Genomic DNA, 19,800 nt, shown 5'->3' on the forward strand with positions numbered 1-19,800 from the left:
ATGGTTTTTTCGGTTCAGTATCAATAGGTTTGCTGTGCTTGTTCTTCTGCCGGATCATAAACCGTACTTTCAGGATCATCGGGGTCCAAAGAAGCAGAATCGAAGGTTTGCTTTCTTAAAAACAACGAGAAGGCAACAGGCACGATAAACAATGTGGCAAATGTGGAGGCGATCAGTCCGCCGATCACCGCCCGTCCCAGCGGTGCAACATGCTCTCCTGTTTCTCCCAGCCCGCTGGCCATTGGAATCATACCTGCAACCATAGCAAATGTGGTCATCAGAATGGGGCGCAGGCGCACAGAGCCAGCTACGCGGGCTGCTGCGGTGGCATCACGGTATTGAATTCTGAGCGTTTCTGCATTGGTAACCAGTAGCAGCGCGTTGGCTACCGAAACCCCCACGGACATGATAATACCCATGTATGACTGCAGATTAAGGGTTTGTCCGGTGAGCAGAAGAAAAAGGATCGATCCTGATAACACAGCAGGAATAGTGATAAGTACGATACCGGCCACCATAAAGGATTGATAGTTAGCAGCCAGTAAAAGGAATATCACAATGATGGCAAGTACCAATCCGAACTGAAGGCTACTCATTGTTTCAGTCAGAAGCTGAGCCATACCCTGAAGTTCAACTACCGAACCTCTTGGTGCTTCGCCAACGGATGCGATGGCTTTTTGTACGTCGCTGGTAGCAGTGCCCAGATCTTTTTGGTGTATGTTGGCTGAAACCGTCACCAGTCGCCGGGGTCCGGTTCTATCGTACTGGCCGGGCATGTTAGCAGGCGTGATTGTCGCTACGTCTCCAAGTGTCGGCCGGAGCTGCCCTTTCACCATAGGTATGCTTTGGATGTCAGCCACCGACTGCATATACTGAGGAGAAATTTCTACCTGTACCTGATACGCGAATCCTTTGGACTGATCCAGCCATAGGTTTTTAGCCGTAAAGCGGCTGGATGCCGTGGCGGCTACCAGCGACCTGGAGATTTCAGCAACACCAAGGCCAAGTTGTGCAGCGCGCTGGCGGTCAATCTGAATCTGTACAGTTGGGTATCTGAGCGGCTGTTTGATACGCACATCCCGCAGATAATCGATGCGACCCATTGCCTTGATGAGCTTTCGGGCATGTTTTTCACTTTCATCAATATCTTTTCCGGCCACCACCACTTCGATAGGAGTCGATGCTCCCTGACTCATGATTTTCTCGGTAAGTTCAATAGGCTCAAACGAGAGTTCAATGTCGGGTACTGCCTTTTTAACTGCTTTTCGGATTTGCTCTTTCAAGCCATCAAGAGAAGCAAGGTGATAAGTCGCTGCCAGATTGACTTGCAAAACGGCCTCATGTGGGCCGGAGTTGAATACATAAAGTGCACTTGTACCATAACTCGATGGGGTAGTGCCTACAAATGCCGAGGAGATTCCGATATTCTGTTTTCCGTCAACCAGTTTAGCGATTTCTGCCAGTACCAATTTGACCCGGTCTTCCATTCTTTCAACACGTAGACCTTGCGGGCCTACTAACCGCACCTGAAACTGGCGTGAGCGGTCCTGGCGAGGCATCATATCCTGGCCGATCAACATAAAACCCACTCCAACGACGGCCATACAGACACCTATATAAATCAAAATGACTGATCGCCGGATTTTGATGAGTTTATTGAGCATGGAAACGTAACTATCCTTGACGCGATCCATAAAGGCTGGCGTTGCAGGTTCTGAATCAATTTCAGGATGAGCGGAAGCTTTCTGATTGTGATGATCTTTAAGCCACCAGTTACTCAAAATTGGAACCAACGTTTGAGAAAGAATATAGGAAACCAGAATAGAGAATCCCACAGCCAGTGATATAGGCAGGAACATTCCGCCCGGTATACCAGTCATCAGGAACGCCGGTGCAAATACGGCAATAATCGAAAACGTAATCAACAGCAAAGGGAAGGAGAGCTCTTTGGAAGCGTCGCGTATCGCTCTGGCTTTGCTTTTGTCCATTTCAAGATGCTGATGTATATTTTCTATAACCACCGTTGACTGGTCGACAAGAATCCCGATAGCCAAGGCCAAGCCCGAGAGCGTCATCATATTGATGGTCTGGCCGGTCATCTGCAAAAGCAAAATGGCTGCAAGAATAGAGATGGGAATGGTGATAATTACAATAAGTGAGCTTTTCAGGTCCCTGAGAAACAGAAACACCATCAGTCCTGTCAGCAGTGCACCGAGCCCTCCTTCCACAGCCAGTGAGTGCACTGATTGCATCACGTACACCGACTGGTCAAACTCGTAGCTGAGTTTCACGTCGGCGGGAATCAGGTTCTGCATTTCAGGGAGTTTTTCCTTAAGGGCATTCACCACGTTCATCGTGGACGCACCGGCAGTTTTGGTCACCGGAATGTATACGGCTCTTTTCCCGTTCACCAGTGCGTATCCTACCGGTACATCTGTAGCATCTTCAACAGTGGCTACATCCCGCATGAATACGGTAGGGCCGGCACCTTTTCTTAACGGAATCCCCAGGAATTCTTCGACGTTTTCAATTACCGTATTACTTGGTGTGACTACGGTATAATCTCCGATACGAATGTTTCCCGCAGGAGCGATCTTGTTATTTTCCACGACAGCTGATACGATATCATCAGGGGTGAACTCGTAACTTCTCATTTTTTCAGGGTCAACGCGTACGACTACCGTTCTTTCGTTTCCTCCAAACGGCGAGGGAGCAGAGGCACCGGGGATTTGAGAGAAGAGTGGCCGGATGCGGGTGGATGCTAAGTCCTGCAACTCTCCAAGTGTGGCACGTTGACTGCTGAACACCAACTGGCCAACAGGAAGGGAAGATGCATCAAACCGTACAACGGTTGGCGGAACGGTTCCCGGCGGCATGTAGTTCATCACCCGGTTGACCTGATTGGCTACTTCACCGGATACCTGGGCCATGTCAGCATTTTCGTAAAAAGTACATTTTACAAGACACAATCCCTGTATGTTTTTTACCTCCACATCCTTAATACCGGATACATACAGCATCTGGTTTTGATAACGGGTGGCCACAAAACCTTCCATTTGGGCGGCTGTCATACCACCGTACGGCTGTGCAATGTAAATGGTGGGCAGGTTCAGGTTAGGAAATATATCGATAGGGATGCGGAGCAAGGCCAGCACTGAAAAGATCAGTGTTGCCGCAATGGCCACCACAATGGTAACGGGCTTTTTGAGCGCGGTTTTCAGCATGATAAACTAATTAATTGGGTATTTGTTCCAGGAATAGATTCAGGTCTCCATGTGCGGCTGCTTTCATCAGCAGCGCACGCCAGAGGTTGTTGACTGAGACCAGATAATCTGTTTGTGAGTTGTTGTAAAGATCTCCCACCTGAGTAAGAACCATAATGCTTTCAATACCGCTTTCGTAGCGGGCATTCGATTGGGCCAGAGCCTGCTTTGCTGCAGCCACCTGGATCGGCGTTTGCTCGGCCGTCTGATAGGCCATATCAAACTGAAGTGCAGCATTTTTCTGACTGGTGGTTAGCTGCTGACTGATCAGTTTATAATTTTCTTTGATAGAAATAGCCTGCTGTTGCTGAGAGCGATAGCGATGTCGGGTTTCAAAATAACGGGTCGGCAGCCAGGTAATCGTAGCTCCCAGCATATAATTGTAAGCCCTGAAAGGCAAACCCTCAGTGATCGAAGAGTTGATTGAGAAACTCTGATCAGGGTTCATGTTTTGAGAGATCCCACTTCCGCGCCCCCAAACAGATCCCATCAGAGAAAAAGTGGGCATATTGTTGAGCCTGATCTGTTTCGCAGTATTATTGGCCACATCTATTTCGAGTTGTTTTGGCTTTAATCTGGGATGAGATGCCAGCCCGATAGAATCAACCAGAGGCTGATAAGGGAGTTGTCTGTAAAAATGCATGGTGTCAATCCTGATCGTTTCCCCCGGGCGGCCGATCAATTCTGAAAGCACTACATTCTGCATCTGGGCTATATTCAGACTATTCATGTACTGAATCCGTGCTTTGGTTGCTTCCACTGCCGCCACAGAGCTGTCGATACCCGCTTTCAAACCTGAAGCGGCATTTGCACTGGTCACCGTCAGGATGTTCTGTGTACGAACCACATTACGCTGCTGAAGCTGGGCTATTTTTTGTGTATTGAGCGCAAGCAGATAGGCGTCTATCACCCTGATCTGATGCTCAAAAATTTCCTGTTGCAATAATTGTTCAGAGTGAGCAAGTCTGCTTTGGGCTGCGTTTTTATCTGCCCTCAGTCGTCCGAAAGTAATTGCTTTCCAGTCGACGGTAAATGCGCCAAGACTCGTCCAGGCTGGTTTGTTGTCAAAGTCGGTAAGTTTAATTCCACCTGCTACGGGTACTGCCAGACCCTCCACACTGTAGTAAGCTCCCCGAACCTGATTTGATGTTGCAAACAGAGCTTGCGCCTGAAAGCCTGCTTTGGGAAGATAGGATGCACGTACAGCGCTGACATCGTTGGTGGCAGCTTCTATCTGAGCAGTCCTGCTTTTGATTAAGGGATAGTTACGTTTGGCCAGATCAAGAGCTTCTTTGAGGGTAAAAACCAGCGTGTCCTGATTCTGCCCGTAAAGCTTTGGAGAGAAAGTACCTATTACAAAAAAGGTGAGGCAAAAAACGAGACGGGAATGGAGCATTCTTACTTTTGTATTTGATCAAAACCAAAAGTAAGTCGCTACCGTTAAGGGCACATTAGCAGGAAATTAGATTAAACCTAATGTGCATTAAGGGATTTTAATGTGTATTAGAAGTTGGGCATGATCTCAATTACCTTAACAGTATCAAATCAAAAGTAAGCGTAATCCTGGTTCCCTCAGAAACTTTGGATGTCATGACAAAAGCTGCCCGATGAAGCCGGATGATCTTATGAGCCAGTGTGAGTCCAATACCGAATCCTGCAACATTATTTACGTTAGAACCACGAATCAATGGCTGCAGTACCCGGGTCATATCGCTTTCGGGAATTCCCATTCCGCGGTCAGTAATTATAAGTCTTATTTGTTTTTCTGTATTCATTTCCAGATGAATTCCCACGGGTTTACCGTCAGAATACTTACAGGCATTTTCTATGAGATTATCAATCGCAACCTTCAGAAGTGTTTTCTCCCCCGACACCAGCAGTGCATTGGTTTGCTGACATACGCCATCGCTGATGTTGAGACGAATAGGATGATTGGGCCAGGAGGTCTGAACCGCATCTATGCTATCCATAACAGTCTCAATCAGATCCACCTGATGGGTATGAATAAAATCCTCTTCATTTTCAACGCGCGCCAACTGCAAGAGTCCATTTGAAAGACTTACCAGACGATCCAGTTCATTGGTTGCACTTTTAATACTTGTAACCAGAGAATCTCTGTCTTTATCATACAAAATGGAGGTCTGCAGCAGTCCTTTTAAGCTGGACATCGGTGTTCTGAGTTCATGGGACGCTTGCGAAATGAAAGCACGCTGGCTCGCAATAAGCCGTTCCTGCTGTTCGAGCAGATCGTTGAAGGCAGTGGCAAGTGTACCAATCTCGTCCTTCGGGTTAAAATTCTTGAGTCTGAAAGTCAGCGAAGTCTGATTGAGATCTTTAATCTGTTTAAGAAGTGCATTCAATGGTTGAAGTACCCTGGCAGCAAAGAAGTAGGCCAGCAGGCCGATCAGCAGTACAAAGAATAGATTGCCATAAACAAACAAATCTTTGAGAGAAAAAAGCCGTTTATGGCCTTCCAGGTCATAGGCGGTCACCAGCCCTACATAAGGTCTTTCTCCTTTTTTTTGCCCGGGAGCATAGTAGCTCACTGCGCCTGCATCTTTAGGATAAGCATGCCCGGCAGACTCGTAGGTAAAATGCAATTTTTCTAGCGTACGGATGCTGTCAAGTAGTTCTTTGGCAGGATAAAAATCAAATTTATCTGAGCTTTTGTACACAAGACTGTCAGTGCCGGAGAAAATAAAATCGACCTGTTCAGGAAGCGTACTACTGATGCTGCCTATAACTTTCCCGTCTGCTGAAAGAAGCTGTTCTGTGGTTCTGGCCCGTGTTTCAAGCCTCTCGGTGATGGATTGTTCCCGGTAGCTGTTAAAGGAAACATAAACATATGCAGAGAACAGCAGCAGCACCAACGATACAAAAACTGTAAACCAGATAACGATTTTGTGGCGTATCAGCATATTATCCTCTCAGCATATAACCCATTCCGACTACGGTATGCAGCAGCTTTTTAGAATGGCCGACATCGATTTTTTTTCGCAGGTAGTTGATGAATACATCTATGACATTCGTGTTTGTATCGAAGCGTATATCCCATACTCTCTCAGAAATGTCGACCCGGCTCACAATTTTACCAGCGTTTTTCATCAGATATTCAAGAAGAGCATATTCACGTCCTGTCAACTCTATTCGTTTGCCGTCACGGGTTACGATTTTCGAACCTGTATCCATGATCAGATTATCAACCTGAATCACCGTATTGGCTGATAGCGACGGACCTTTTCGCCGTGCTAATGCATGAATCCTGAGAACCAGTTCACGGAATTCGAAAGGTTTGGCAAGATAATCATCAGCGCCTGCGCCGAATCCTGTTTCTTTGTCTATTATACTGTCTAGCGCGGTGAGCAGCATTACCAGCTGGCTAGGATGGACGGATTTGATTTCCTTGCATAAATCGAAGCCGTTGATTTTCGGGAGATTGATATCCAGAATAACCACATCATAGGAAGATGTATTGAACAGGCGCAGACCCAGCATCCCATCATAAGCAATGTCAATTTCAAAACCCTCACTCTTTAATCCTTTCTGAACAAACGAGGCCACATTCGGCTCGTCTTCCACATACAAAATTCTCATTACACTTGTCTTTACTAGCTTGCATGAAAAGGTAAATATAGCCTTTGTGGATTGTATGGAAAAACTTTTTTGCTTTACGTGGGTGGGTTACCTTTCTTCGAAGTGACTCTGTGCGAGCAAGCTTTCAGGAAAGATAGAATCAGACAGGTAAAATCGAATTCGATAGTAGTGTGGCGAAAGGCTGTTTATGCCTGCCAATGTGCAATAATCATTCCTCTGTTCATTTGGAAGATGCTGAATTGCATGCTTACCTCTGTTGTCTGCGCACTCACCAGATGCAAAGGTGCTACATGAAGTCTGGTTGAAGCATAGACAAAATCACCGCAGGAGGCCAATGATTCTATTTCCAGGTGAAAATGAAGACTGGTTTTTAATATATGAAGATAAGTCTTTACGCCATCAGCATTCTGAAGTATGGAAAATGGCATACTGTAATCGACAAACAAAGGATGAACGAAGTATGCCATTTGATCAGTAAATCCGTTGTTCCACACCACAGATAAATATGCACTGACACAAGATTCATGAGTCTGCGAATGGTGAAGAAGAGTATCAGAAGTATGGTTCGTCATGGCTATTTGTGTAAGACTCGGGATTAGTCAAACAGAAAAGTTCTGAAGTTTTTTTCCTTGCAGCTCATCTGCCAGATCCGTTGAAAGACCGGATTGATTTTGCGCTTTGCTACGGTAATGGTAATAAGTCAGCTCTAAAACAGCGATGAAGATAAGCAGGTAGCCATATAATTCTGTGGATTCCTCAGACGCATTTTTAACTGCACGAAAATACTGTTCTTCCATCACAGCCTGCCAGAATACTTTGCGTCCTATCAAACGTGAAAAAATATACGTTGTGAAAATACCGGACAAGAACATGCCGAATGAAGGTGTGGAGACAAAGCGAAAAAACTGGCTCAGAAAAGTGTGTCTGTTTTTATATACTGTGAAAATGACCCATGCAGCGACAGAAAACGCAGTGATCTGCCACGCACCGTCGAAAAGTGCATCGAACGGATCATCCATTTCCCGTACAAGTGAGGTGGCGGTAAGTCCCATCATTAACAGTGCCACATACCCGTATGCTTTCGATTGCCGGTAAATGTGCCAGAGCAGCAGCGATGAAAATAAAAGTAAAACCAACTGACATGCTTCGGTATAGGATTGTTCTGAAAATTTCAGATCACCTTCGGCCTGGGAAGCATCCCACTTGATCAGTTGAGCGAGCAGAACGATCAGGCAACCGTAAACAAGGTATCTGGCAGTAACCATTACGAATTCTCGCAAATCTGATTGCTTTTTTAAGTTTGAAATAGTACCGGGCATGATGATGAAGAAAAGAATATTGCGAAAGGTATGGCGGAAGTAATGTTGTATAAAAGCTGCCGGAAAGATCCGGCAACTTTTACTGACTACTTATTACTCAATTAATTTCACCCTAAATTTTGGTAGCAGTACGCTCACATGTACTTGACTTTGATCTGTACTTTATTCTCGTCCTTCTTGATCTGTGTTTTGAATTCATCGAAGGTAGGTTTCTTCATTTTTTGCAGGAAAAAGTTTGAGAATCCGAAACCTTCTTTGGGCATTCCTACAAAGCTCTTTTCCAGCTTACCATCATTATTTTCATCATCAAGCAGCGTTATTCCGTAGGTGCCGGGTGATAGATCGATACTGACGTTCAGCTCGCCGTTCTTCAGCGTTTTTTTGTCAAAGGACTGCGTCTTAAATGCCTGCTCTTTTTCGAAAGTAGCCTGATCTTTAAAGATTTTCAGAATGATTTTCCCTTTATCAGAACGAATTGCGGTGATATGTACCTGTGTATTCTGTGCATGTGTGTTTGCAAAGATTCCGCAAGTAAAAATCAACAGGGCAATTCTGATAAGATGGTTATTTTTCATGGCTAATATTTTAAACTTTATATTCTAAAAAGAAGTCTGTTGATGAAGTGTTGCTCCCCCTTAAGCTTTCGCTTAAGTGTATCGTATTTCGATTATTTCACAAACGGAATCGCCCAGAAAATGCTGGCCTGGATCACGCTGTTTCTGAAGTCGGGGTTGATATTACCCGCATTAAAATCGCCGACTTTGCTAAGCCCTGCTACGTATCTCACGCCCACGCCCAGTCCAATGTTAGATTGAAAGCCTAGTCCGCCTGCTGCTGCAAGATCCAGTCCTTTCGCGAAGTTGTTTATCGTCTGATCAGGAATGTTTGAAGAGGTACGGAAACCGACCTGTGGACCTAGTTCCAGATAAAAGCCTCCTTTTGTTTTGAATTTGAGCATCACCGGAACTGTCAGATAACTGATTTTGAAGTCGTTTTTCTGACCTGCATTACTCACTTTTGCTCCCTGTGTAGAGAAAAGAACTTCTGGCTGGATAGAAAATACCTCTCCGAAACCGTAATTGATAATACCACCAATATGATAACCTACAAGTGCGTCGGATTCGATATCGCCACCAGTATAGTTACTTACGTTAATCCCTGCTTTGGGCCCGATACTGAATGACTGAGAAAATGCTGATGTGCTGGCAACCAGCATGAGACAGATAACTATTAATTTTTTCATAACATTTGGTTTTTGGTTTTGAACAAATTTCAACTGTTAAGAAAAATTATTCCAGCTGTTTCAGGCTCAAACGGACAAATCACGGGGTGAAAAGTCAGCAGGTTTGAGTGCAGGGATAGGGGGGGAAGGGCAAAGGAGGGATGGAGGCAAAGGGGGTAGGGCGAGGGGAATTCTAGTGGTGGGGAAGGTTTTTATTGCGGTGCGCTGCAACTGATGATTGTCTGTTTCCGGATAATGCTACAAATATTACAGCGCTCTGCGCCTTAAACTTGAATGGAGTATTTACATTGAGTATCATCGTCAGTTGAAACTGACTCCAATTTTACTTGCATACTGGATATTGCCTTTAACCAAAGGGAAGGGATGAACCTCCTTAATGCGCGCATGAAATTTCTGAGGTACCGTGAAAAATGAAGTGCAACACTTCGTGAAGCCCGGGGAGAACTTATATTGCTATGATGTCTTCAATTTTGTTGAAGTGACCTATTATGTAGAGGTGCTCCAAACCATCAAAAGAAGGTGCAGAGCGCCGAGATATTTGTAGCAACTTATTGTCAATGAAGCAACAGAAGGTGCAGCGCACCATAATACTACAAGTTACTGTAGCTTCAAACAACTACTGTAAAGTGCGACAAGTCGATCCCATTCTAAATGGAAGCAACGCTTCTACGCATTCCCTTCCAGCCATTCCAGAAATGATGAAATCTTTTCTTTGCTCACGGTTATAATTGACTCGAAAGGAATATTGAGTCCGATGGAAACCTTTCTGCCGAAGTATTGCTCAGCACTCTCTACCGATTTGCGGTTGATGATAAACTGGCGGTTGGCCCGGAAAAAGTCAGGACCTGTAAGCTGTTGTAATTCATCCAGGGTTTTGCTGATCGTGTAGGTTTTTTTGTCAAATGTGTGCAGGTGAGTGAGCTCGTGTTTGATATAAAAAACTGCGATTTCCTCCATCTTGACAGGAATGATTTTCTCTCGGTGATGTACCAATACCGACGCTGCCCGGCCAGGATTCTTTTGTTGGATAAGTTGCAAGAGACTGTTGAGGGAATTGTCACTTGCGGATGTACTGCGCAGCATTTTGTATTTGTCTAACGCCTGCTGAATTTCCTGCTCTTTGAAAGGCTTCAATATATAGTCGATACCATTGGTTTTAAAGGCGCTAATGGCGTACTCATCAAAAGCAGTACAGAATATGATCGGGATTTTAATTTCGATCTGATTGAAAATATCGAAGCTAAGTCCGTCGCCCAGCTGGATATCGCTGAATATAAGATCCGGCTGCGGAGAGTCGGAAAAGTATTGGACCGCTTCCTGAACCGAACTAAGCGAAGCTGTCAAGTTGGCATCCGGAGCCAGCTGTAAAATCATATCGGCAAGATCTTCAGCCGTCAGCCGTTCGTCTTCAATGATGACTATATTCATGGTCAAGAATTTTGATACTTACTGAAAAAAATGACTCATCTGTTTCGATCACAATATTATCTCCTGATAATATTCTGTAGCGTTCCCTAAGGTTCGCAAGTCCACTACCCGTCGAAGTTTCCATCATCTTTTTAGGTCTGAAATTATTTCTTACTATCAGGCAATCCTGCTGACGTGTAATGGTGATCGTCAGAGGGTGTAGTTCAGTGAGTTCGTTGTGTTTGATAGCGTTTTCCAACAGAGGCTGAAGCGAAAAGAAAGGCAGGAATTTATCTTCATCTATGGCAGAAACTTCCGGCATGACCTGATAATCCAGAGCATTTCCGAACCTGATCCGCTGCATTTCCATATAGTCTTCACATAGCTTTAATTCTTCCCGGATCGTAGCGAGTCCCGAACCATTCCGAGAGATCGACGCCCTGAGAAAATCAGATAAACGGATCAGGTAGGCATCCGCGGTCTGGGGATACTTTTTGATAAGAGACCGTAAAACATTAAGAGCATTAAAGAGGAAATGAGGCTGAATCTGCTGGCGCAACAACTGGTTGGCGGTATCGGTATTTATTGATTTTAGCTTCAGTAATTCAAGTTCAATTCTACTTTTTTCGTACTGAGTCAGTACAAAATTCTGTATCAGGAATATGAAAAGGTAAAGCATTAAACTTACATAGGGAAGATAGGCGTATACCCGCCAACCCGTCAGGTTTTGCCAATGATCGTTAGCCGCTCTGTTCAAAAGAATACCCTTGCTGCGAAGAATGCTTTCTATATACTGGCAAATGACAACAAATACGATCGTGCACAGATAACCCGTAACAAACGTCTTTCTATCCAGCAGCCCTTTAGCCGAGTTTTGCTTCTTATGGTAAAAGATAAGAATACCAATGTTGCTGAAAAATACCGCGGTAAAAAGTCCCAGTGAAATAGCAACCCTGAACAGGCTCGCCGTCAGATCGTCGGTATTACTATTGCCTATAATCAGCGATGCCACCAGCAATAGTAGCATGGTTTTTCCGCTCTGGCGGATCAGGTGTTTAACAGGGAGGGTTTGTTGCATGCTTTGATTTTTTGCTTTGAACTCCTTTTTGAGAATTTACAAAAGATCACTCTTTGAGTTTATCCTGTATAATTTCGTAAGGTACATCTGTAGGCTGTCCGCCTTGTCTGCCCATGCCATTGGTCATGGAGGTAAACATAGCCCCAAATCTTTTCATGATCAAAGAGAGTCCAATGAGAATTAAACCTATTAGGATCAGGGCAATACCGGTGAACAGAACAATAGAGACACCAATGATCTCAGGGTTAGTCACAAGCATGACCGACGAGGCGATACCTGCTGCGCTCAACAGGGCAAGTAAATGCCAGTTGGGTACACCGCGCGATTTAAGACCAAACGAGAACATCAGTCCCTGCAGAGATCTTACCGCTAACTGAATGGCCAGCAGCAGCGCGATCAGCGTAGTGGCGGAGCCGGGATTGAAAAGAAAATATATTCCTGATAAAACAATAAAGAGAGCTCCGGCGATATGCAGGGCCTTATTTTGAAGATTGCTTCTGGAATAGAAAAACAGCTCCGCAGCGGCGCTCAAAATGATAAACAGACTGATCAAAGTGACCACTACTGTCGTTACTTCCTGGGGTACTGAAAAAACATAAAGTCCTGTGAGTGTAAGCAAAATGCCTATAATCAAGGGAAGGTACCAATATTTGAGAAGTGTACTTTTTGCGTTTAATATCGTTTTCATACTGAGGCTTTTTGTTAACTGTTGTGTCAGGTAAAAATTAATTTACCTGACACAACACAACTTTTATCTATCAATATTCCAACACTTCCTTGTGCTCATAAGGTTCAGCTGCCAGTTCATCAACAGGTAATGGAGGCGTGTTCCAGCCGAAGCGATCCATCACATTGTCAAATATCTGGTAAATAACCGGCACAACGATCAGTGTCAGGAAAAGCGAGCTCATCAATCCACCAATGATCACCCAGGCAAGTCCGTTCTTAAGTTCTGCTCCTGCGCCGCTGGCCATTGCAATGGGCAGCATACCAATTACCATGGCAATGGTTGTCATCAGGATAGGTCTCAGACGCGCACGATTCGCCAGGAACAATGCCTCGTAGGTTTTCTTTCCTTCTGCTTTAAGCTGATTAGTAAAATCGACAAGAATAATCGCGTTTTTAGCAACAAGCCCGATCAGCATGATCATCCCCAGCATGGTGAAAATATTCAATGTGTTGTTGGTAAGTGCCAGGGCAAGCAACGCACCTATCACACAAAGTGGAATAGAGAAAAGAACTACCAATGGATAAGCAAAACTGTTGTACAGACCTACCATGATAAAATATACCAACAGGATCGAGATTACCAAAGCTACCAGCAGTGAGCCAAAACCTTCAGACTGACTTTCCATATCTCCACCCCAGAAGTAATTAACTCCCGATGGCTTTGGCGTATCTTTGATCGCCGTTTCAAGATCAGCCACCACCGCACTTGCGGAACGGCCTATCGCCTGAGACTGCACCTTCACAGATGTGTTTTTATCTCTTCGTTCCAACTGACTCGGCCCCGAGCTTTCACTGATTAAAGCAAACTGAGAAAGCTTTACAAGCTCACCGCGTGAATTGGTGAATTGAATATTGCTCACATCATTCACATTCTTGCGGTCATAATCGTCAAAGCGGACGTTGATATCGTATTCATATTGTCCCTGACGGAATTTGCCATCCGTATTACCATTGAATGCCAGCTGCATGGTTCCTCCGACAGTCTGCAGGTTCAAACCAAGTGCCGCCATTTTATCGCGATCCACCTGTACAGAGATTTCAGGATTTCCTGACTCGGCTGAAAGCTTCGCTTCCACTGCACCCGGGATGTCACGAAGTTTGGCCAATACTTTTTCAGAATAGGCAGTAACGCTATCCAGGTCGGAGCCGGTTACTACCATTTCAACAGGCGCACGCTGAGCCATACCTATGATGTTGATTGGCAATGTTTTAACCTTTGCTCCTGTGAGTTCTTTTTCCAATTCCTGCTTTATTTTGGCAGCGAATATATCGGATGACTCAGCTCTGTCTTTTTTATCTACAAGCTGCACCGTGATCTCAGACTGGTAAGTAGGAGAGAGCGTGGCGATCCCGCCTGAACTGGATTGTCCTACTGTCGTAATGATCTTGGTTACTTCTTTTTTCGAAGAAAGGTAATCTTCCGCTCTTCTGGTCAGTTGATTGGTTTGTTCAATAGATACATCCTTTGGCAGCTCAATCTGTACCAAAAATTCTCCCCTGTCACCCATCGGCATGAATTCTGAACTGATGAATTTATTGGTAATCAGTGTGAATGAGCCGAAAAGCAGCACCGTAATCAGCGCAAGGGTAACTACCTTGTGCGACAGACACCATTTCAAGAGTCCGGCTATCCAGACTGTAAATTTCTCAATCTGTTTTTCGAACCACAAGATAAAACGGCCATACAGGCTTTTGTTGGTCATGTGTTCGAGTTTCCCAAAACGCGAGGTCATCAGTGGCACGAGCGTGAAGGATGTTACCAGACTTAAAAGTACCGCAATCACTACTACCAGACAGAATTCCCTTAGAATGAGTGCCACCATGCTGCTGCTGAGTGATATAGGTAGGAATACCACCACGATAACCAGCGTAATGGATATAACCGTAAACCCAATTTCTTTTGCTCCGTCGATAGAAGCGCGAACGCGGTTTTTACCCATCTCCATATGTCTGTAGATGTTTTCGATTACCACAATCGCATCATCGACAAGAATCCCGACCACAAGTGAAAGTGCGATCAGTGACATGAGGTTCAAGGAAAAATTCATCAGGTACATGCCAATAAATGTCGCGATCAGAGATGCCGGAATGGCAATCATTACGATCATCGCATTACGAAGGCTATGCAAAAACAGCAGCATAATTACAGCCACCAACACAATTGCAAGTACCAGGTCAAAAACTACCGCATCTGCTGATTCAAGGGTGTACTCAGAGCCATCACTGGCAATGGAGATATTCAAACCAATGTTTTTGTATTCTTCATGCAACTCGACCAGGATCTTTTTCACAGCCTTGCTTACTTCCACAGCATTGGCGTCGGATTGTTTGATAATCTGGACAGTCAAGGCGCTCTGACGGTCAACACGCGCGATTTTTTCAACATCCTTTTGAACGTCCTGTACGTCGGCTATCTCTGTAAGACGGATCTGAGCACCTTCTTCGCTGGTAGCTACGATCAGGTTACGCAGCTCGTCTACGGATTTATACTTCCCTGCAAGGCGAACCAGGATGTCCTGATTTTTTGATTTTACGCTTCCGGTTGGAAAATCAAGGTTAGAAGCCATAATGGCCTGCTGAACCTGTGAGATAGAGAGCCCGTAAGCCTGAAGTTTGGCCGAATTCACATTAACCTGAATCTCACGTTCCTGTCCGCCAATCAGGTTCACCTGTGCAACTCCGTTGACACGGGAAAGGATAGGTTGGATCCGTTTGTCCATCACATCAAAAAAAGCGGCGTCATCCATTTTCGCAGTAGCAGCCATGGTGATGATAGGCAGGTCATCAAGAGAAAACTTGTTCAGTGACGGCGTTTCTGCATCATCCGGTAATTCCGACAATACGGCGTTCACCTTGCGCTGGGCATCGTTAAGTGCCAGATCGACATCGGCATTGTCAGTCAGAGTGATGACAATCGAAGAAAGACTTTCGTAGGATGTCGCTTCGAGTTTTTTGATGTTTTCCATCGTTGCAACGGCGTCTTCGAGTTTTTTAGTTACCGTATTTTCCACCTCACCGGGAGATGCCCCGGGATATACCGTATTGATGGAAACAACACCAGGTGAGAACTTAGGCAGCAGCTCGTAGTTGAGTGCAAAATAGCTGATCAGTCCAAACAGTGTCAACGCAATGAATACGATGATCACCAGCGTGGGACGTTTAATGGATATATTGGCTAAAAGCATATAATTCTATTTTTTTGCAGATAAGATGCCTTCCGTAGCGGAAGAAGCTGATTTACCTTTGGTTAGTTATTTTGAACTACAACTGTAGCACCGTCAATGAGGTTGATTTGTCCGGAAGTAATCACTGATTCTCCCTCAGTAAGCCCGGAAAGTACCACAACGGATTCGCCCATAATTGGTCCTGGTGTTACTGTCTTCAATCTCGCTTTATTACTTCCCTCCAGTACATACACCTGATTGGAATTTACACTACCTACAAATGCACTTCTCGGCACTACGATGGCCTGGCCTTGTTTTTCGAATTTGAACACTGCCGTTGCGTACATACCTGCGCGAATTTTATTGTTACGGTCATTATCGACCTTGATCTCCAAAGGGAAGTTCAACGCACCATCGGCACGTGCTGCAATAAATGAGATTTTGCCTGTGAAAGAATCCTGAGGAAAAACAGGAACTTTGATATCTACTTTATCACCGTTTTTCAACTGTACTACCTGACTCTCGTTAACGGCCACCGTCAGTTTAAGCTGAGATACATCCACGATGTCAAACAGAGCGGTACCTGCCGAAAGATAAGTTCCTACCTCAATATAGCGTTTGTTGATCGTTCCCGAGATTGGTGCTTTTACATGCGCATCACTAATCCTTCTTTTGGCCTGCTGTACCTTGTTATCGGCATTTCTGAGCTGCAGATTGATATCGTCCAGCTGTGACTGGGTAACACCTCCAGTTTTGAAAGAGCTTTCGTAGCGCTGCTGATCGGTTTTTAATTTCTGATAGGAATCCTCCGCATTTTGAAGATCAAGGGAAAGGAATTTCTCATCTATCGTTGCCAGAATCTGCCCCTTGCTGACGCGGTCTCCTTCTCTAACTTTAATTCCACTAATGATTCCGCTGGTCTCCGCCATCAGTTTCAGATCCTGATTGGGTACAAAATTTCCATTGGAATTGAAATCGGAATCCAGATCTTTCATGGCAACTTTAACTGTCTTCACAGAAGCTGCTCCACTACCTTTGTTGACAATTTCTATTTTTTCCTGATTCTTCTTTTTATTGTTACTTAAAACAAACCCGATCAGTGCGCCGGCTGCTACAAGGGTGACGATGGTTATGATGATTTTTTTCATTGCGATCTTTATTTTAGAATACTATATGGCTGATGACCTATTTGTTTATGAGTGATTTTATGTCTCCTCTGGACTTGATAAGTTCTATTTCAGCCACTTTGTAGTTCAGTAGCGCCTCATTGTAACTGTTTTGTGCCGTAACCAGCTCAGACTCCGCGTCCAGCAGATCAGTCAGCGTAGCCAGCCCATTTTTATAATTGTTCTGCGTGCTTTCAAAAACCTCCTGAGCCAATTCCTGATTGACTTTCTGAGCGTTAATCGCTTCAAGTCCGTAGGCAAGTTGTTTCTGCGCGTTACTGTAATTCAGATGCAGATTATTATTCGTTTTGCGGATATCCTCATTTCCTTTCATGATGTCGAATTCGGTTTGTTTTCTTCTTGCCCGTCGGGAGTAACCGTCAAAAACCGGGATTTTCAGGTTCAGACTCACTGCGGAAGCATCAAAGCTGAGCGCCTTTCCACTATAAAGGTTGAACTTGTTACTCTGGGTGTTATACGTATAATTTCCACTCAGCGAAAGTGTCGGATAAGCTTCTGCGATAATGGCCTGCCGTTGAAAATCCAAAAGCTCCTGTTGTTTGTGAAGCACCTGGTAGGAAAGCAGTATCCGTGGATCGAAAGGCTCATTACTTACAGGCTGCGCAGCAGGAAGTTGTGTATTTTCAATAGTGTGGTCTACAAGCGTGATGTCGGTGTCAATCGGCATTCCCATGTAGTATTTCAGCATATTTTCCTGTTGAGAAATCGCGTTTACAAGCTCCAGACGCTGCGTCTTTACGTTACTTTTATTTACCAGCACGCGGTCGAGGTCGATTTTTTTGGCCAGCCCATTTTCGTACTGTCCACGAATGATTTTTTCCAGTTGATCAATGCGCTCAATGTTTGCATCCACCACTTTGATTTTCTCACGGGTGATAACCGTTTGATAGAAGTTGGCGGCTACCTGCTGCATCACGTTTTCTTCACTAAGCTTTGCCGATAATTCGTAAAATTCAACACTGCTTCTGGCTGCTTTCAATCCGGTGAATACTTGCTTGTTGAAAATCTGCTGGCTTAGCTGTACCTGAGACATAGCACTCCAGGTTTGTCCGGCTCTGATGGCCAGAAATTCACCCGGCGCACCTCCGAAAGCCTCAGCAGGTAATACAAACTGTTGAACAAGAATATTGCCCGTAACCGAGCTGGTCACGTCAACTTTTGGAAGCGCACCAGCTTTGGTTTCGACCACTTTTTGTGCAACATTCTCTATATCGATCCGGGCCTGTTTGATCACCTCGCTGTTGGCCAATGAATATTCAAGTGCATTTTGCAGCGTTACACTGGTTTGTGCCCGCGCGGTGCCCACCAAAAGCGAAGAGCATACAAGAGCAGCAAGTATTTTGAATTGCATCATGTTTGGTTGTTGATTTTTGTGATGCAAAACTCAGGATACCTGATGCGTATTGGAAGAGTGAAATAGTTGAAACGGACAAAACTGCGGGTGAATAGTCAGCGACGTTTCGGGGGCTGGTTTGGCTGTTTCAGTCGTGAAATTGTTTTGCACAATACAAATCCGCAGTAAATTTGCAGCTGGTTAAGAATCAGATTCAGTGACCAAAACTTAATATGATATTCCAAACATACAGTTTGGAATATAACATTTCATCAACAAACACTTATGAAGTCAGGTATTTACAGACTTACCGTTCTGTTTATTATTGTTTTGATTTATGCTCCGGTTACAGCGCAGATTTATCCCCGTTATGCTGTGCAAAGAGATACCGCTGAGGCACCCACACTTAGCAAAAAGCCATTATTGATTTTTCAGATCGAAAATGAGAATGGGGGCATGATCGCCAACAACGCTCAGGTAAAGGAAGATTTTAACGACATTTATTATAATGGTGTCAATTTGAGAGTGGGTTGGCAGACCAGGGCGGGATCAGATCCCTATCACCAACGACATAATTTTCCGATATATGGAATCGGTTTGTATAGCAGTACTTTTCATAAACCTGAAATAGGAACACCCGTTGCACTTTACGGATTTGTTGCTATACCAATCAAGCCGGCAAGATTCAGCCGATGGGATTTTAATTACCGGATCTCACTGGGGATTGCTTCTGATTTCCGGCCATTTGATGAAGAGGAAAATCCGCTGAATATCATGTTGGGTACCAAACGGAACGTCTATATTGATCTCGGCGCGCAGGCCAACTACAGGCTTGGCAAGCATTTTCAACTTGGTGCCGGACTAGCCTTCAAGCATTTTTCCAACGGCTCTATCAAACAACCTAATAAGGGAATTAACCTGATTCCGACAACGCTGTCCGTGACCTATTATCCCAAAGTCGTCGGGGATATTTTCAGAAAACAGGCTGTAGAGCCATTTGAAAATAATTTTGCCCTGCATATTAATTATGCAGCCGGAATCAAGCAACTCAACCCTGAGAATGAGAAACGTTACTTCAAATCCACTTTGGGCGCATACATCAGCAGATCTTTGGGTGCGAAATGGAGGCTGGGAGCAGGAGGTGATCTGTACTACTCGGCATCCGGAAACGATGCGTTGGTTGCAGGATCCGATGCGGGCGAAGCAGGCGCACTGCTCTCGGGCGGTCCTGCTTTTTATATTGATCATATATTGACATCAAGACTATATCTGAACGGAAACGTAGGTTATTATCTCCACCGGAATGATTTCAATGGGGAAGTAGGTCCGATGTTTCTTCGGATAGGGGTGCGCTACAAGCTAATGCGTGAAATGTATGCGGGCGTGTCCATTAAGGCGCATGCCGGAAAAGCTGACTACATTGAATGGACGCTGGGTTATTCTCTGCCAAGGATATTTTCAGGAAAGAATAAGGGTTGATGTA

15 protein-coding genes are annotated in these 19,800 nt (G+C 44.8%); 1 reads left to right on the forward strand and 14 read right to left on the reverse strand.

Annotated features, from left to right (window positions below):
* Positions 1-20: 20 nt before the first annotated feature.
* From DSL64_RS07770 to DSL64_RS07835, 14 genes are all read right to left on the reverse strand, one after another.
* Positions 21-3,224 carry an efflux RND transporter permease subunit gene (locus DSL64_RS07770; protein ID WP_115830108.1) on the reverse strand — a complete coding sequence of 1,068 codons (3,204 nt, stop codon included), beginning with the start codon at positions 3,222-3,224 and terminating at the stop codon, positions 21-23.
* 10 nt (positions 3,225-3,234) lie between these two features.
* The gene (locus tag DSL64_RS07775) at positions 3,235-4,659 is read right to left on the reverse strand and encodes a TolC family protein (RefSeq protein WP_115830109.1); all 1,425 of its coding nucleotides are present in this window, start codon (positions 4,657-4,659) and stop codon (positions 3,235-3,237) included.
* Positions 4,660-4,789: 130 nt separating this feature from the next.
* A complete protein-coding gene (locus DSL64_RS07780) occupies positions 4,790-6,181 on the reverse strand; it encodes a sensor histidine kinase (RefSeq protein WP_115830110.1) in 1,392 nt (463 codons plus the stop codon).
* A 1-nt stretch (position 6,182) separates the two neighbouring features.
* Entirely contained in the window at positions 6,183-6,857 is a 675-nt protein-coding gene (locus tag DSL64_RS07785; RefSeq protein ID WP_115830111.1) for a response regulator transcription factor, read from the reverse strand.
* 185 nt (positions 6,858-7,042) lie between these two features.
* Positions 7,043-7,324, reverse strand: a complete 282-nt coding sequence (locus DSL64_RS07790; RefSeq protein WP_147300345.1) for a hypothetical protein — start codon at positions 7,322-7,324, stop codon at positions 7,043-7,045.
* A 132-nt stretch (positions 7,325-7,456) separates the two neighbouring features.
* Complete coding sequence (locus DSL64_RS07795) at positions 7,457-8,137, reverse strand: hypothetical protein (RefSeq protein WP_147300346.1); 681 nt, start codon at positions 8,135-8,137, stop codon at positions 7,457-7,459.
* A gap of 173 nt (positions 8,138-8,310) precedes the next feature.
* A complete protein-coding gene (locus DSL64_RS07800) occupies positions 8,311-8,751 on the reverse strand; it encodes a DUF2141 domain-containing protein (RefSeq protein ID WP_115830114.1) in 441 nt (146 codons plus the stop codon).
* A 92-nt stretch (positions 8,752-8,843) separates the two neighbouring features.
* Entirely contained in the window at positions 8,844-9,419 is a 576-nt protein-coding gene (locus DSL64_RS07805) for a porin family protein (RefSeq protein WP_115830115.1), read from the reverse strand.
* A 666-nt stretch (positions 9,420-10,085) separates the two neighbouring features.
* Positions 10,086-10,847, reverse strand: coding sequence for a LytR/AlgR family response regulator transcription factor (locus tag DSL64_RS07810; protein WP_115830116.1), 762 nt, complete (start codon positions 10,845-10,847; stop codon positions 10,086-10,088).
* On the reverse strand, positions 10,828-11,904 hold the full coding sequence (locus tag DSL64_RS07815) for a sensor histidine kinase (protein ID WP_115830117.1): 1,077 nt from the start codon (positions 11,902-11,904) through the stop codon (positions 10,828-10,830). Before DSL64_RS07815 ends, DSL64_RS07810 begins: the two co-directional genes overlap by 20 nt.
* A gap of 46 nt (positions 11,905-11,950) precedes the next feature.
* Positions 11,951-12,592 carry an HdeD family acid-resistance protein gene (locus DSL64_RS07820; RefSeq protein WP_115830118.1) on the reverse strand — a complete coding sequence of 214 codons (642 nt, stop codon included), beginning with the start codon at positions 12,590-12,592 and terminating at the stop codon, positions 11,951-11,953.
* A 70-nt stretch (positions 12,593-12,662) separates the two neighbouring features.
* Complete coding sequence (locus DSL64_RS07825; protein WP_115830119.1) at positions 12,663-15,818, reverse strand: efflux RND transporter permease subunit; 3,156 nt, start codon at positions 15,816-15,818, stop codon at positions 12,663-12,665.
* Positions 15,819-15,880: 62 nt separating this feature from the next.
* Positions 15,881-16,945 (reverse strand): efflux RND transporter periplasmic adaptor subunit, encoded by a 1,065-nt coding sequence (locus DSL64_RS07830; protein ID WP_115830120.1) that lies wholly within the window; start codon positions 16,943-16,945, stop codon positions 15,881-15,883.
* 37 nt (positions 16,946-16,982) lie between these two features.
* Positions 16,983-18,338 carry a TolC family protein gene (locus DSL64_RS07835; protein WP_115830121.1) on the reverse strand — a complete coding sequence of 452 codons (1,356 nt, stop codon included), beginning with the start codon at positions 18,336-18,338 and terminating at the stop codon, positions 16,983-16,985.
* A gap of 264 nt (positions 18,339-18,602) precedes the next feature.
* Here DSL64_RS07835 and DSL64_RS07840 point away from each other — a divergent pair, with 264 nt between their 5' ends.
* Positions 18,603-19,796 carry an acyloxyacyl hydrolase gene (locus tag DSL64_RS07840; RefSeq protein ID WP_115830122.1) on the forward strand — a complete coding sequence of 398 codons (1,194 nt, stop codon included), beginning with the start codon at positions 18,603-18,605 and terminating at the stop codon, positions 19,794-19,796.
* Positions 19,797-19,800 lie beyond the last annotated feature (4 nt).

The organism is Dyadobacter luteus, from assembly GCF_003383615.1.
GTDB classification, from domain to species: domain Bacteria; phylum Bacteroidota; class Bacteroidia; order Cytophagales; family Spirosomataceae; genus Dyadobacter; species Dyadobacter luteus.